Origin of the sequence: Cephaloticoccus capnophilus (assembly GCF_001580045.1) — a bacterium.
Classification (GTDB): domain Bacteria; phylum Verrucomicrobiota; class Verrucomicrobiia; order Opitutales; family Opitutaceae; genus Cephaloticoccus; species Cephaloticoccus capnophilus.
Map to the genome: position 1 here is coordinate 51,095 of NZ_LSZP01000059.1, position 14,033 is coordinate 65,127.

Genomic DNA, 14,033 nt, shown 5'->3' on the forward strand with positions numbered 1-14,033 from the left:
GCGGCGGGCTCAGAGGCCGACTTTCTTAACCGCGTAGGCCATCGCTTCGCCGATTTGGTCGAGTTGCTCGTCGCTGTGCAGCGCGGAAATGGCGGTGCGGATGAGGTCTTTCCCTGCGGGCACAGCGGGTGCGATCGACATGATGGTAAAAATGCCTTTCTCGCGCAGCGCTTGCCAAAACGGGTAGGCGCGCTCTTTCGAGCCGAGGACGATGGGGATAGCGGGGGTCTCGCTGCCCCAGGTGTCGAGGCCGAGCGAGTGGAGCATATCGCGGTAGCGGCGGGTGTTTGCCCAGAGGCGTTCGCGGTGCTCGGGCTCGTTTTGGAGGACGTCGAGCGCGGCGCTGGCGATGGCGGTTTGAGCGGGGCTGAGCGCAGCACTGAAGATGGTTTGTTTCGAGTTGGTGCGCAGGTACTCGATGACTTCGCGCGAAGCGGCGACGAAGCCGCCGGTGCTGCCGAGCGATTTAGAGAGGCTGCCGCAGAGGATGTCGACTTGGTCGCCGAGCCCGAAATGAGCGGCGGTGCCGCGCCCCCCTTCGCCGAGAACGCCGAGCCCGTGTGCGTCGTCGAGGACGGTGAAGCAGCGGTGCGCTTCGCCGAGTTGCGCAAGCTCGGGCAAGCGGCAGATGTGGCCTTCCATCGAGTAAACGCCTTCGAGGACGAGCATCTTAGTCGCAGCGGGTGAGGACGCTTCGAGGGCTTCGCGCAGGTCGTCCGGGTTGTTATGCGCGAAGCGTTCGACTGTCGCCATCGAGAGTCGGATGCCATCCCAGAGGCTGGAGTGGAGGTTTTTATCGCCGAAGATGAGGTCGCCTTTCTGGGCAAAACTGGCGGTCGCAGCGACACACGAGAGGTAGCCGCTGCTGTGCACATGGCAGGCTTCGCGACCGAGGAACGCGGCGAGCTTTTCTTCGAGCTCGATGTGGTAAGCGCGCGAGCCGTTGGCAGAGCGGGCACCGGTGGGGCTGGCGCCCCATTTGCGCAGTGCGGTTTGTCCCGCCTCGACGACTTTGGGGTGAAAGGAGAGGCCTAGGTAGTCGTTACTCGCGAGCATGATCATGTCGCGCCCGCCGAGCTGGATGCGGCTGCCCTGCTGTGCCTGAATGACGTGGTAATAGGGGTCGTACTTGAGCCGCATCTTCGTGGCGAGGTCGTCGCGACAGCGATTGAGGAGCGGCTTGGTGTGCTTGGGCTTGGTAAAGAAGGGCAGAGCCATCGGAGAAAAAGAGGAAGAGGCTAAGTGCGCGTTGCGGTGTGTTTCGAGTGTGTTTTAAAGAGAGGTCGGCCGTGAAGTTCTTTGTGTGGCTTAAAGCGTGCTCATCCAGTCCAGGAGCGAGTCGGTGTACTCGGCCCAAGTGCGGAAGCGGCGAGCGCGGGCTTCGGTAGCGAGCTGGGAGAGCGTGTCGGGGTTTTGGAGCAGCGTATCGATTGCGGTGGCGATTGCGGGTGAGGTCATTTCGTCGAGTGTAAGCGTACCGCCCCCTGCGGCGACTTCGCCGAGTGCGCCTTTACCCGAGCAAATGCAGGGCCGTCCGCGTGCGAGACTCTCGATAACGGGCAGGCCAAAGCCTTCAATAATTGAGGGATAGACCGTGAAGCGGCACTCGGCGTAGGCGGCTTCGACTGTGGCGAGGTCGGCGTGTCCCGGGTAGCGCAGCGGGCGACCGGCGGCTTGGAGGGCGCGGATTTTTTCGAGTGCCGCGCGGCCAGTCTCTGCTTGGGCGAGCCCGATGATGTAGAGCGTAAAGCGGCGACCTCGGGCCCAGAGCGACTCCGCCGCGTCGAGAAGCGAGAGATGGTTTTTGCGTCCTTCGATGCTGCCGATTGAGAGAATTGTAGGCAGTTCGGAAGAAGGGGCCGAAGCGTCAAACGTGAGTGGCGGCGGAATCGTGGCCGGCAGGTTAACACCGAGTGGGATAGCGGTGACTTGAGGTGTGCGCGCTGGCGCGAGCCAGCGAAAGTAGTCGCGCAGCGTTTGCGCAGAGTCTTCGGAGTTTGCCGCGATGCCGTCGAACTGGAGGAGCGAGTGCAAGTAGCCCGGGTAGAAGGCGACAGTTTTGGCGGGGCTTAGCTCGGGATATTTTAGGGGAATCGCATCGTGAAAAATCGCTACCCGCGGGCCCTGGACTCGGAGCTGCGCATGATAGCGTGCGAGACTCGGAGCAAAGAGCTCGGGGATAATTAGGCCACTAGCTGAGTTATGTTTGCTGGCAGTTGCGCCGGCGTGAGTGGCGAGTGAGTCGGCACAGGGAGCGCCCAAGGCTCTGCATAGCCGCCGCAGGCGGCCATTTACCCGCGCACTTAGCGGCCACTGCGCACTGCGCTTAGCGTGAGCCTTTTTTTGAGTGACTGTGGGCGTGTTACTAGTGGAGGGGCTGCGCTCGTCGTCCCGCTTCGCGTGTAAATCGAGGTTTGCCTGCTCCCAGGCTTGAAGTTCACGCCACTCCTTGGCGTAGCGATCCCAAGTGATGGGGCGTGCGGCGTCGCGTTTGGCAAGCTCGGCATAGAGTGCGCGGCAAACGACTTGGATGCCCGTTTGCACTCGGGTGTGCGCGGTGTGGGTGAGGTCCAGCAAGTGCATTAATTTGGTTGTAACCGCTTACTTAGAGACATTGCTTCCCAAAATGTCCCCCCAAAAAACAGCAGTGTCCTTAGTGTCTCACAGAGGCGCGAGTTGAAGCGGGGTATCTCGTATTGTGCGGAGTGTGTTGCCCCAGATGAAGCTCATTATCCAAATCCCCTGTTTTAACGAAGCCGAAACACTGGCCGTTACGCTTGCCGCTTTGCCGCGTCAGGTGCCCGGTTTTAATAGCGTGGAGTGGTTGATTATCGATGATGGTAGCGAGGACAACACGGTGCAGATTGCGCGCGAAAATGGAGTTGATCACATCGTGCGGCATACGCGCAATCACGGCCTCGCGCGCGGGTTTATGACCGGGCTAGATGCCTGTCTCCGACTTGGGGCGGACGTCATCGTTAACACCGATGCCGATAATCAATACAACGCGGAGGATATTCCCGCGCTGACGGCCCCGATTTTGGAGCGGCGCGCAGATATCGTCGTGGGGGCGCGCCCGATAAAGACAATCGCACACTTTTCCCCAGCAAAGAAAATGCTCCAGAAGTTTGGGAGTTGGGTCGTGCGCATGGCGAGTAAGACGGACATTCCCGATGCGCCGAGTGGGTTTCGCGCGATGAGTCGAGTCGCCGCGCAAAACTTAATGGTGTTTAATGATTACACCTACACGCTGGAAACGATTATACAGGCCGGGCAGAAAAACATGGCGATTACCTCGGTGCCGATTCGCGTAAATGGTGATCTGCGGCCCTCCCGATTAGTCAAAAGCATCCCGTCTTATATTAGGCGAAGCATAGGCACGATTATTCGGATTTTTATTATCTATCGGCCCGTCCGATTTTTTGGGGCTATCGGTTTTACAGTGTTCGGAGCGGGTGTGCTGATTGGGCTTTGGTTCTTGAGTCATTACTTGAGGGGAGAGGGCGGTGGGCATATTCAAATGCTTATCCTCGCTTCGGTGCTTCTGGTTTCAGGTTTCCAAACCTTCTTAGTCGCCTTACTCGCCGACCTCCTCGCTGCAAATCGAAAACTTTTGGAAGAGGTGCGTTTTTACTCAAAATCAAAGATAGAAACCACAGAGGGCGGTTCTACGAGTGCTCAATCTAAACATTCAAAAGAAAATATTAAGTCATGAGAATTGCGAAAGGAATGGTAGAGGACGGGGTTGTTATTGGAAATACCTATGACAAGTACGGCTCCAAAAACCCGATCGTACGCCGAATCATGACAGGGTTTTCGGATGCCTTGTCCTCTTTGGTTGCCCACGCTAAACCACGTAGTATCCACGAGGCTGGCTGTGGCGAAGGCTACTGGGTAAGGCTGTGGAATAGCCAAGGGATTGCTGCCCGTGGGAGCGATTTTTCTGAAAAGGTAATCGAGCTAGCCCGAGAAAACTCGAAAGCTGCGAATTTTCCCGAGGATACTTTTTTTGTTCGCAGTGTTTACGATTTAGAGGAAGGGCGCGATAGTGCCGATCTTCTCGTGTGTTGTGAAGTGCTGGAGCATGTAGAGGATCCTGAAGCAGCCCTTGCTGCGCTCCAGCGAGCCGCAAGCAACTATGTGATTGTGAGCGTCCCCAGAGAACCGATTTGGCGGGTGCTCAATATGGCCCGCGGGAAGTATTGGGGCCAGTTGGGCAATACCCCCGGGCACCTCAATCATTGGTCGTCACGCGCCTTCGTTCGGCTAGTAAGCAACTATTTTGATATTGTAGAGATTAAAAAACCTCTTCCCTGGACGATGCTTCTTTGCCGAGTACGTCGATGAGGCTTTTATTTAGATGAGTCCAAATTGGCGAAAAGCGCTCTATCTTTTTGGAGGCAGCTTGGGGGTGCTTGGCATCGTCTTTGTAGCCCTACGCTTGCACTCGTATGTTGAAGAACTGGATTTTAGCCAATTCACCCCGCGGGTTTGGTCTTTGATTTTTTTCCTCTCTGTCGTCTACGGGGCTGCCAATTTGTTTCTTGCAGTCGCATGGCGCAAACTGCTCCTCTACTTTGATAGTCAGATATCAGTTGCTCAGGCGATTCGGTTGTTTGGGCTTTCTCAACTGGCAAAATACGTGCCGGGGAATATTGTTCACCTAGCGGGGCGACAAGCACTGGGAATGGCCATAGGCCTCCTACCTAAGCCCTTGGCCAAGTCTGTGCTATGGGAGCTTGGTGGCCTCTTGGTGGCGGGGGCACTATTTACACCCATTGTTGCTCCTTTAGTTTTTGAGTTAGTTTCTGCCTGGCTGTCGCTGACAGTATTTACCGCTGCACTGCTGTGTGCATGGTTTGTCGTGCGCAGATTATTTACCACGACTGTGAGTAATGCACTCTTGGATCAGTGTAGTTTTTTGGCGATTTCTGGAGTGATTTTCGTTATTCTCTTGGAGCTTGTCTCGCCTCAGTCCTATAGTGTGTCGCTGTTCCCCGCTCTATGCGGTGCCTATGTGATTGCGTGGTTGGCTGGCTTTGTGATACCGGGGGCGCCTGCGGGAGTAGGAGTACGAGAATTCGTACTGCTTTTCTTACTGAAAGACTTGGTTTCAGAGGCGGATTTACTATTGGCGGTGGTGCTGGGGCGCGCCATTACCGTGCTGGGAGATCTGATATTTTTCTTAACGACTCTTGTTATCAAAAAAAGATGAATTGATTGGATAAAATCCAATGCCCAAATTGCCGCAGAGACTGGCACGGCCTCCGGTAGAGTCGCGTGAGGATTGAGCTGAGTGGGGCCCGTTTCGAGCTGGATTCTAGTGCGCGTAATGCAGCTTTGGCGGGTGGGGGTTCGCCGGAGTGAGGAGGCTGGGTTTCCCCGCGCGCAGTGCGGCGTACTCCATCACGACGGCAAAGAGCGTAGTGAAGCTCAGGTCGCTGATGAGTGAGTTTTTGAAGAAGAAAATCGTGCTCGGATATTCAGGATGTCCGATGGTCATGGCTTGCCACCAGCCTGCGAGAGTTTGGGCATAGGTTTTGTCGACTGCCCAAGCCGCAGTGTTGGTGACGAGGTAGAAAACGAAGGAGGCCGCGAGTGCCCCGCCGAAGATGGCACTCCAAGATTTGCGGCGCGAGACGAGCCAGCCCAAGCCAAGTGCGGCACCGTAGCAGCCGTAGCGCAGCAGTAGTTCCTTGAGCGCCCAGCCGTAGTCGTACTGGGCCAAGTAGTAGTGGTTGAGCCAGAGATCCGAAAGGATGAGGGCGACGAAGGGGACGGCCCAAAGCCACTTTTCGCGAAGGTAGATCGCACCGCAGAAGGCCAGTGCCATGACGGGTGAAAAGTTGGGGATTTCGAGCGCGGTGGCGGCGACTAAGCGATAAGCGACCGTGAGGGCGGTCATCACGAGGGCGTATAACATGATGGTCGGGAGTCCTAGAGGAAGGTGTGCGCGCCGCCTAGGAAAATTGTGAAAGCTGTCGTGAGGCAAGGTGTCGCCGGACGCATCGATCCGTGAAAACGAATTAGCGATGCGTGAGGACATAGCGGCATCGGCGGGCCGCCTTGCTTCGTGCGTTTCAGTCCGAGGTTACGGCTTCCGCTCCGGTATCAGTAGCGAAGCGACAATTGCCGTGCCGAGGACGCTGGCGATTACGGTGAGCGAGGCACCGATCCCGATATGAATATCAGCCATCTCTATAAGCATTTTTACGCCGATGAAGCACAGCACGAGGGCGAGTCCGACTTTTAGGTAACGGAACAGCTCCATGATGCCGTTTAGCGCAAAGTAGAGCGAGCGCAGACCCAAGATAGCAAAAACATTGGAGGTGAGCGCGATGAAGCCGTCGCGCGTAATCGCTAAGACTGCCGGGAGCGAATCGAGTGCGAAAACGAGGTCGCTCGTTTCGATAACGATCAGGACAACAAAGAGCGAGGTCGCTACGCGTCGCAGCTTGCGGCTGCCACCCGCCTCTTCACTGCGTTTCTCTTTTATGAAAAACTGCCCGTCGTGTGGCTTGTCGCTGATCGGAAAGAAGCGGCGAAAGAGTTTTACCGTAAAACTGTGCTCGGGGTTGACGTCGGCCTCGGCCTTGCTGGGTAGGGCCATTTTGATGCCCGTATAAATGAGGAAGGCTCCGAAGAGGTAGAGCACCCAGTGGAAGCGCGCGATGATACTCACGCCGACCAAGATAAACACCGCGCGCATGACGACGGCTCCGACGATCCCCCAGAAGAGCACGCGGTGTTGGTAACGCGTCGCAACCTTGAAGGAGGTAAAGACGAGGATGAACACGAACACGTTGTCTATGCTCAGCGAGAGCTCGATGAGGTAAGCCGCCAGAAACTCCTGCGCGGCGGCTGCACCGCGCCACCACCAGATTAGGCCGTTAAACGCCAGTGCCAGCGTCACCCACACCGCGCACCAGCCGAGTGCCTCCTTCATTTTTACCTCGTGTGCCTTGCGCTGAAAAACCCCGAGGTCGATTGCCAGCATCGCTGAGATAAACAGGAAAAATCCGCCCCAAGCCCACCAAGGTAGGGCGGGGAGAGGATCCACGATTGCGAAAAAAGGAATGGCCGATTCGACGGCAGTGCTAGGCATCACAGGCATGAGTGCGGCCAGTGTGGGTGTGCGGATTCTGCCTTCGAGCGTTTTATTTTTGGCGTAGGTTTTGAGGACTCGCCAAAACGGGTTTTCGTTTGGCAGCGTCGCTCCCAATGTCAGGTTCTGGAAACACTGCCGAGCTAAGAAACCAGTTAATCGCGCTGCTGCGCGCACACGACACGGCGGGCCTGCGCGCGACGCTCAAACCTTGGTTGCCCGTCGACCTCGCCCCAATCATCGGCGACTTGCCCGTAGAGCTGCTTGCGCAACTTTTCCGCACGACCTCGCGCGATCTCGCGGCGGCCACTTTTCCTTATTTGGAGCACGAGTCGCAGCGGCATTTGCTCAAACTGATGACGCCCGAGCAGAGCGCGGCCCTGCTCAATGCGCTGCCGCCTGACGACCGCACGGCCTTTCTCGACGACCTGCCGCTGGAGCATGCGATGCAGCTGCTCTCCCTGCTCACGCCTGACGAGCGCGAAATCGCCAAGGCCCTACTCGCCTATCCCGAGCACAGTGTGGGCCGAATGATGACGCTCGACTACGTGGCGGTGCGGCCCGAGTGGAGCGTTTCCGAGGCGCTCGACTACATTCGCACGCACGGCTACGACCGCGAGACGCTCAACGTCGTTTACGTGGTCGATGAGCACGGGCGGCTTATCGACGACGTGCGCGTGCGGCGCTTCCTTCTCTGCACGTCCGACCAGTCCGTGCGTGATTTGATGGATGGTAATTTCTCCGCGCTCTCGCCCTACGATGACCGCGAGACCGCACTTGAAGTCTTTCGCAAATACGACCGCGTAGCCCTTCCTGTGGTGGGTGAGGGGAGAAAACTCATGGGCATCGTCACGGTCGACGACATGCTCGACGTCGCCGAAGAAGAGGCCACCGAGGACATCCAAAAGCTCGGCGGTAGTGCCGCCTTCGACGAGCCCTACACGACCACTCCTTATGTGCAGATGCTGCGTAAGCGCGCGCCCTGGCTCGCGCTGCTCTTAGTCGGCGAGATGTTTACGGCGACGGCGATGGGCTACTTCGAGGAAGAGCTTTCCCGTGCGGTCGTCCTCGCGCTGTTTATCCCGCTTGTTATCAGCGCAGGTGGAAATGCCGGCTCGCAGGCGGCGACACTCATTATCCGCGCGCTCGCGCTGGGTGAGTTTACGCTGCGCGAATGGTGGCGGGTGATGTATCGCGAATTGTTCGTAGGCGCATCCCTGGGCGTGATTTTGGGAACGATTGGGTTTTGCCGAGTCGCACTCTGGGAGCTCGCCTCACCCGGGATTTACGGCGAGCACACGATGCTGATCGGGGTGACGCTCGGCGTCGCGCTTTCGGGCATTGTCCTTTGGGGGTCGCTCGTGGGGTCGATGTTCCCGCTGCTGCTCAAACGCATCGGGCTCGACCCAGCCACATCGAGTGCGCCCTTCGTGGCGACGATGGTCGATGTGACGGGACTCGTGATTTACTTCAGCGTGGCCTTTGTCGTTCTGCGCGGCACGCTCCTGTAGCGCGAGCAAGTGTTGTGAGCTTGCTGCGTCCTGCCGGGTGGTTTTGTGCATCATCACTTTTGCCTAAAAAAACCGTGCAGTGCCCACAGCGGACACTATTTTCCGTCCCCAATCATGGCTGAGCCCGCCCCAAGCAACGCCGCTCCTCCGCTCAAAAACAGCGCGCTCATTCGGCGGCTCTTCGGTTTGGCTTGGGCTTACCGCTTGCACTGTGTGCGGGTGCTTTTTTTGCAACTGGTCTTGCTCACGATCGGGATTGCGGGGCTTTCGTTCACGGGGCTGGGGATCGACTACATCCGCTCGCATGTGGAGGGCGTTTCTTTTGATGCGACGGTGTTCGGACTTGTGCCACCGGCAGCATGGCCGCCGCTGTATGTGCTCGCTGCGCTCGCGTGTGGGGTTTTGCTGCTCGCGCTTGCCCGCGCCGTCCTAAACTTCCTTTACGCGGTCTCTATCAACAGGCTCGTGCAACAAAAGCTCGTCGTCGATTTGCGCGCTGAGGTTTACGATAAGCTCCAGCGGCTATCCTTCCGGTTTTTCGACGCAAACAACACAGGCTCGATCATCACGCGCGTCACGGGCGACGTGCAGGCGGTGCGGATGTTTGTCGATCAGGTGCTGATGCAGAGCGTGATCATGGTGATCTCGCTCACGGTTTACGTGGCCTACATGGTGCATCTGCACGTGGGGCTTACGCTGGCCTGTCTGGCGACGACGCCGCTGCTCGCGTGGCTCTCCACTTGGTTTTCAAAAAAAATCGAGCCCGAGTATCGGCTCAATCGCACGCTCTTCGAGCGCATGATCCAGAGTTTTTCCGAGAGCATCCAAGGGATAGGAGTGACCAAGGGCTTCGGACGTGAGGCTGAGGATCGCGAGCGTTTCGGCCGCGCTAACCGCGCCGTCTACGAGCAGCAGCGCGGGATTTTTTGGAAGGTGAGCCTCTTCTCTCCTGCCGTGGGCGCACTGACGCGGATCAACATGGTCGTCCTCCTCGGCTACGGCGGCTGGCTCGTGATCGATGGGCAACTCCCACTCGGCACGGGGCTAATCGTTTTTGCCGGACTGCTTGAGCAATTTTCCGGCCAAGTGAACAGCGTGGCGACGCTCGTAAACAGCGTGCAGCAATCCCTTATTGGTGCACGCCGTGTGTTCGAAATCTTGGACTCACCTGTCGAGGTGCAAAGCGCGCCCGATGCCGTGCGCTGCGGACGGCTGCGCGGCGCGGTGTGCTTCGAGCGGGTGAGTTTTGCCTACACAGGCATCACGCCGGTGCTGCGCGATATCGACCTCGAAGTCGCCCCTGGCCAATGTGTCGCGATCCTCGGCCCCACTGGCGCGGGTAAGAGCGTGCTGATGAGCCTCATCCCGCGCTTTTTCGACCCAGTCTCGGGACGGCTCCTCATCGATGGACTCGACGCGCGCGACCTGCATCTCGACGACTTGCGGCGCAACATCGGGCTCGTTTTTCAAGAGAGCTTTTTGTTTTCCAACACTGTCGCCGCGAACATCGCCTTTGGCTGTCCGGATGCGACGAGCGCGCAAATCGAGAAAGCCGCCAAAATCGCTGCTGCGCACGACTTCATCATGGCCCTGCCTCAAGGCTACGACACGGTCCTCGGCGAGAGCGGCAGTGGCCTCTCCGGCGGGCAACGCCAGCGCTTGGCAATCGCGCGGGCCGTCCTCCTCGAGCCGTCAATCTTGCTTCTCGACGACCCGACTGCCGCGATCGATAGCGAGACCGAGCACGAGATTTTTGAGGCACTCGACCGGGCGATTGCAGGGCGCACGACGTTCATTGTTGCGCACCGGTTGAGCACGCTGCGTCGCGCGGATTTCATTATCGTGATGGAGGAGGGGCGCATCGTGCAGCGCGGCACGCACGCCGAGTTGATGCGCCAACCCGGGGCTTACCGTCGCGTCGCCCAACTCCAACTAATCGACGGCGCCGCTTTGCACGAAGAGGCAGAGGGGAGGGGATTGGTATGAGCACTGCGAAAACCAAAGTGGCGGAAAGCGCGCAAACGCCGCCACCGCCCGCGAAAGAAGCCCTTACGCTCAACGATACTGACCACGAAAACGAGGTGCAGTTTAAGCCGCTGGAGTGGGGCTTGATTCGGCGACTTTTTGGCTATGCGAAACCGGTTAAGGGCAAGGTCGCTTGGCTCGTAGCGCTCACGCTCACGCGCTCCGTGCAATTGCCCATGATTACTTGGGCAGTCAGCCTCATCATCTCGGGCCCGATCGCCGGACACGATACGCAGATGCTGCTTTGGGCCTTGCTCGGCTACCTCGTGCTCGCACTCAGTACGGACGGGATTTTTCACTTCCGCATGCGCTTCGCGCTCGAAGTCGGCGAGTCGGTCGTTAGCGGCTTGCGCACCGAGATTTTTGAGAAAGTGCAACGCCAGCCGATGGGCTTTTTCCATCGCGTGAAGCTGGGCCGCGTCCTCGGGCGGGTGACGAGCGACGTCGAGTCGCTGCGCGTGGGAATCCAAGATGTGCTCTTCGTCACTATCACGCAAGGTGGCCAGCTTATCGTCGCCGCCATCATTATGGCGTTTTGCGACTTCGTGCTTTTCCTCGTTGTGGTGGGCATGGCACCGATCCTCTGGGGCGTGAACCGGCACTTCCGCATGCGGCTGAGTAGCGAGTCGCGCGCCGCGAGCGAGAGCTTTAGCCGCGTGACTGCGACGCTCGCCGAATCGGTCAACGGGATTCGGGTGACCCAAGGCTTCGTCCGCCAGGAAACCAATGCCGGCCTCTTCCGCAATCTGCTCAACACCCATTCGCGCTTCAACTTGGCCCTCGCTCGCACCTCGGCGATTCTCATCCCGATGCTGGAGCTCAACAGCCAGTTCTTCATCGCGATTCTGCTCATGGTCGGTGGCTGGCGCACCTTTCACGACTTGATGACGATCGCCGACCTCATCCAGTTTTTCTTCCTCGCTAACCTCTTCTTCTCGCCGCTCGCCACCCTCGGAGCCCAATACAACAACGCCCTCGTTGCGATGGCCGGAGCCGAGCGCGTCTTCTGGCTGATCGACCACAAGCCCGACTGGGAAGATGCGCCAGATGCGCAGCCCTTACCCGACCCGCGCGGGCAGGGTGCGGCGATTACCCGAGGCGCGCGCGTCGAGTTTCGCAACGTCACCTTTGGCTACGATCCGCAGAAACCGGTGCTCCACGACATCAACTTTACCGCTGAGCCCGGCCAAACTATCGGCCTCGTCGGTCACACCGGTAGCGGCAAAAGCTCGATCATCGGCCTCGTTGCCAAGTTCTACCTGCCCACGGCGGGCGAGGTCTTTGTCGACGCGCACGAAGTCCGCACGATCACGAGCCACTCGCTGCACCAGCAAATGGGCATCGTCCAGCAGCAGAACTTCCTCTTTACCGGCACGGTATTGGAAAACATCCGCATGAGTCGCCCCGAGGCGAGCGATGACGAAGTGCGCGAAGCCGCTCGCCGGCTCGACTGCCTAGACATCTTTGAGGCCTTGCCTGACGGACTTTTAACCGAAGTCGGCGAGCGCGGAAGCGGCCTATCCGTTGGCCAGCGGCAACTCATCTGCTTCACTCGTGCGCTGCTCGCTGACCCGCGCATCGTTATCCTTGATGAGGCGACCAGCTCCATCGATGCGATGACGGAGGCACGGCTGCAAACCGCCCTCGTCGAGCTTCTGCGCGGACGCACCAGCTTTATCGTGGCGCACCGGCTCAGCACGATCCGCCACGCCGATCAAGTGCTCGTCCTCGACCAAGGCCGCATCGTCGAGCGCGGCCGGCACGAAGAACTCGTCGCGCTCGGTGGCCGCTACAACGAGCTCTACTCCCAGTTCGTCCAAACGGCGGGGGACTAAGGGGCAGCGACCACGAACCAAAGCGCGCACCTCGCCGTTCACGGCGAGGTCAAGCGAGGCCATCGTCATATGGAGCCGAAGGCTCCCCTAGCTTGTGGAGGAGAAGCTCCGACCGCAGGGTCGGAGTTCTTCACTGAGGCGAGCCACCAACGCTCGCTCGCCAAAATAGAAGGGGCACTGCCCCCCAGATTTTCCTAGGCAAGCGCGGAAGGCTGCGCCTAGATAAGGCGTTGCTTTCAGAGGAAAGCGCACCCTAACTAAAAATTCCTATGGCAAAAAAAACTGCACCTGCACCCGCCCGTAAAGCTAACGCCGCTTTCATGAAGCCCGTCACTCCAGACGCAGCGCTCGCCGCTGTTGTCGGCTCTGCTCCGCTTCCCCGCACAGAGCTCACCAAGAAGCTCTGGGATTACATTAAGAAGAACGGGCTCCAAAACCCGAAGGCCAAAACCGAGATTATCGCCGACGACAAGCTGAAGGCCGTCTTCAATGGTAAGGCCAAGGTCACCATGTTCGAGATGACCAAGCTGGTCTCCGGCCACGTCTCTGCCTAACACGCGCTTTCCTCCCAGCGGAAACTTTTCCCCTTTTTAAAATAAAACGCCCGCACGGGATTTCCCGTGCGGGCGTTTTGGTATCTAGATGCGTTTTACTAGCGAGCGGCTCGCGTCGGCTCGGTGAAGGGGTGAGCCCTTCAATCTCGCGGCGCACTTGTTGGCGACCAGTGCGCGAGGGCCTGTTTCCGTTTCAACCGCGAGCCGCTGCGCGGCGCAACGCCGCGTTTGGTTCTGGGGCGACTGGGCCTTTCCGATCAGCGCCCGAACGGGAAGGCAGCTTAAGCCTGCCCTAGCTCGGCGAGGCGGTCTAGTGCGTAGGATTGGGCGCGGTATTGGCCGATAAGATTCGCGACTTTCTTCGACGAGGGCGATAGGCCCACCGCGGCCGCGAAGACTTGGTTTTTCTTGGGCTTATACTTTAGCCCGTGAGGCTTTTTCGCCGGCCACTCGAAGGGCTTGCCCGGTGTGAGGTCGAAGCTCACCTGCGCCGCGATGGTGATAAACCCGTAGTAGGTCGTTACGTTGACCAGGTAGTTATCGACCTGTGCCCACGGAGTCAGCGTTTCGCAGCCGCGAAACTGCACTCCGGCCAGCGAGAGCGTGAAGAGTGGCGTCTTCCAATACCGGATAATTTTATAGCTTCCGTAGAGCATCAGCCCGCCGAGGCCCAAGCTGATTATGACGACTGTGATTTCGCCTGAAGAGAAAGAACCGTTATGAAGGGCCACTTGGAAGACGCCGAGTCCGATAGACAAAAGAAGTCCTCCCACTAGCAGGAGCAGCAGTGAGGTGAAAATGCTGCGGGCGTAGACGGGCGTCGTCTCGGGGAGCGTTTCCTTGAGGATTTCGTGCAGCGCAGCGGTTTCTTTCGCAGCACTGGCTTGCGCTTGCTGAGTGTAGTCTTGCTCAAGGCTGCCGAGCAGGCTGCCGGGGGCTTGTTCGTTGGAGGGCATGGGTTTTGTGGTGCTTGTTTGTGTGTCTGAAAAAAGCGAGAGAAGGG

Annotated in this window: 12 protein-coding genes; 7 read left to right on the plus strand and 5 right to left on the minus strand. The window is 58.6% G+C overall.

The features are described 5' to 3' along the window. Positions 1-9: 9 nt before the first annotated feature. Together AXK12_RS07470 and AXK12_RS07475 are read right to left on the minus strand one after the other, a co-directional pair. Entirely contained in the window at positions 10-1,218 is a 1,209-nt protein-coding gene (locus AXK12_RS07470) for an aminotransferase class I/II-fold pyridoxal phosphate-dependent enzyme (RefSeq protein WP_068713032.1), read from the minus strand. 90 nt (positions 1,219-1,308) lie between these two features. Further along, positions 1,309-2,583 (minus strand): glycosyltransferase family 4 protein, encoded by a 1,275-nt coding sequence (locus AXK12_RS07475; RefSeq protein WP_068713034.1) that lies wholly within the window; start codon positions 2,581-2,583, stop codon positions 1,309-1,311. 136 nt (positions 2,584-2,719) lie between these two features. Here AXK12_RS07475 and AXK12_RS07480 point away from each other — a divergent pair, with 136 nt between their 5' ends. Genes AXK12_RS07480 through AXK12_RS07490 form a run of 3 tightly spaced genes read left to right on the plus strand, consistent with a single transcriptional unit; the run spans position 2,720 to position 5,215 of the window. After that, on the plus strand, positions 2,720-3,715 hold the full coding sequence (locus AXK12_RS07480) for a glycosyltransferase family 2 protein (RefSeq protein ID WP_068713036.1): 996 nt from the start codon (positions 2,720-2,722) through the stop codon (positions 3,713-3,715). Next, a complete protein-coding gene (locus AXK12_RS08605; protein WP_082782735.1) occupies positions 3,712-4,347 on the plus strand; it encodes a class I SAM-dependent methyltransferase in 636 nt (211 codons plus the stop codon). Before AXK12_RS07480 ends, AXK12_RS08605 begins: the two co-directional genes overlap by 4 nt. Positions 4,348-4,360: 13 nt before the next feature. Continuing rightward, positions 4,361-5,215 carry a hypothetical protein gene (locus AXK12_RS07490; RefSeq protein WP_068713039.1) on the plus strand — a complete coding sequence of 285 codons (855 nt, stop codon included), beginning with the start codon at positions 4,361-4,363 and terminating at the stop codon, positions 5,213-5,215. A gap of 105 nt (positions 5,216-5,320) precedes the next feature. Here AXK12_RS07490 and AXK12_RS07495 read toward each other — a convergent pair whose 3' ends face one another. Next, positions 5,321-5,923 carry a DUF6580 family putative transport protein gene (locus tag AXK12_RS07495; protein WP_068713041.1) on the minus strand — a complete coding sequence of 201 codons (603 nt, stop codon included), beginning with the start codon at positions 5,921-5,923 and terminating at the stop codon, positions 5,321-5,323. A gap of 168 nt (positions 5,924-6,091) precedes the next feature. Next, entirely contained in the window at positions 6,092-7,222 is a 1,131-nt protein-coding gene (locus tag AXK12_RS07500) for a TerC family protein (protein WP_231863593.1), read from the minus strand. Here AXK12_RS07500 and mgtE point away from each other — a divergent pair. The 4 genes from mgtE (at position 7,222) to AXK12_RS07520 (ending at position 13,030) form a co-directional block, all read left to right on the plus strand. Further along, positions 7,222-8,616: a magnesium transporter gene (gene mgtE / locus AXK12_RS07505; protein WP_068713043.1), complete on the plus strand. Its 1,395-nt coding sequence runs from the start codon at positions 7,222-7,224 to the stop codon at positions 8,614-8,616. The genes AXK12_RS07500 and mgtE overlap by 1 nt on opposite strands. Positions 8,617-8,730: 114 nt before the next feature. Further along, positions 8,731-10,602: an ABC transporter ATP-binding protein gene (locus AXK12_RS07510; protein WP_068713045.1), complete on the plus strand. Its 1,872-nt coding sequence runs from the start codon at positions 8,731-8,733 to the stop codon at positions 10,600-10,602. Further along, positions 10,599-12,476 (plus strand): ABC transporter ATP-binding protein, encoded by a 1,878-nt coding sequence (locus AXK12_RS07515; RefSeq protein WP_068713047.1) that lies wholly within the window; start codon positions 10,599-10,601, stop codon positions 12,474-12,476. The genes AXK12_RS07510 and AXK12_RS07515 overlap by 4 nt, the downstream gene beginning before the upstream one ends. A gap of 320 nt (positions 12,477-12,796) precedes the next feature. Next, a complete protein-coding gene (locus AXK12_RS07520; RefSeq protein ID WP_197457022.1) occupies positions 12,797-13,030 on the plus strand; it encodes an SWIB/MDM2 domain-containing protein in 234 nt (77 codons plus the stop codon). 281 nt (positions 13,031-13,311) lie between these two features. On the opposite strand, the gene AXK12_RS07525 is transcribed toward AXK12_RS07520, so the two are convergent. Then, positions 13,312-13,986: a hypothetical protein gene (locus AXK12_RS07525; RefSeq protein ID WP_068713051.1), complete on the minus strand. Its 675-nt coding sequence runs from the start codon at positions 13,984-13,986 to the stop codon at positions 13,312-13,314. Positions 13,987-14,033: the final 47 nt, after the last annotated feature.

Excerpts from the sequence above, each read along its gene's own strand:
- AXK12_RS07470 (WP_068713032.1), bottom strand. The coding sequence starts at position 1,218 with ATGGCTCTGCCCTTCTTTACCAAGCCCAAGCACACCAAGCCGCTCCTC.
- AXK12_RS07475 (WP_068713034.1), bottom strand. The coding sequence starts at position 2,583 with ATGCACTTGCTGGACCTCACCCACACCGCGCACACCCGAGTGCAAACG.
- AXK12_RS07480 (WP_068713036.1), top strand. The coding sequence starts at position 2,720 with ATGAAGCTCATTATCCAAATCCCCTGTTTTAACGAAGCCGAAACACTG.
- AXK12_RS08605 (WP_082782735.1), top strand. The coding sequence starts at position 3,712 with ATGAGAATTGCGAAAGGAATGGTAGAGGACGGGGTTGTTATTGGAAAT.
- AXK12_RS07490 (WP_068713039.1), top strand. The coding sequence starts at position 4,361 with ATGAGTCCAAATTGGCGAAAAGCGCTCTATCTTTTTGGAGGCAGCTTG.
- AXK12_RS07495 (WP_068713041.1), bottom strand. The coding sequence starts at position 5,923 with ATGTTATACGCCCTCGTGATGACCGCCCTCACGGTCGCTTATCGCTTA.
- mgtE (WP_068713043.1), top strand. The coding sequence starts at position 7,222 with ATGTCAGGTTCTGGAAACACTGCCGAGCTAAGAAACCAGTTAATCGCG.
- AXK12_RS07510 (WP_068713045.1), top strand. The coding sequence starts at position 8,731 with ATGGCTGAGCCCGCCCCAAGCAACGCCGCTCCTCCGCTCAAAAACAGC.
- AXK12_RS07515 (WP_068713047.1), top strand. The coding sequence starts at position 10,599 with ATGAGCACTGCGAAAACCAAAGTGGCGGAAAGCGCGCAAACGCCGCCA.
- AXK12_RS07520 (WP_197457022.1), top strand. The coding sequence starts at position 12,797 with ATGAAGCCCGTCACTCCAGACGCAGCGCTCGCCGCTGTTGTCGGCTCT.
- AXK12_RS07525 (WP_068713051.1), bottom strand. The coding sequence starts at position 13,986 with ATGCCCTCCAACGAACAAGCCCCCGGCAGCCTGCTCGGCAGCCTTGAG.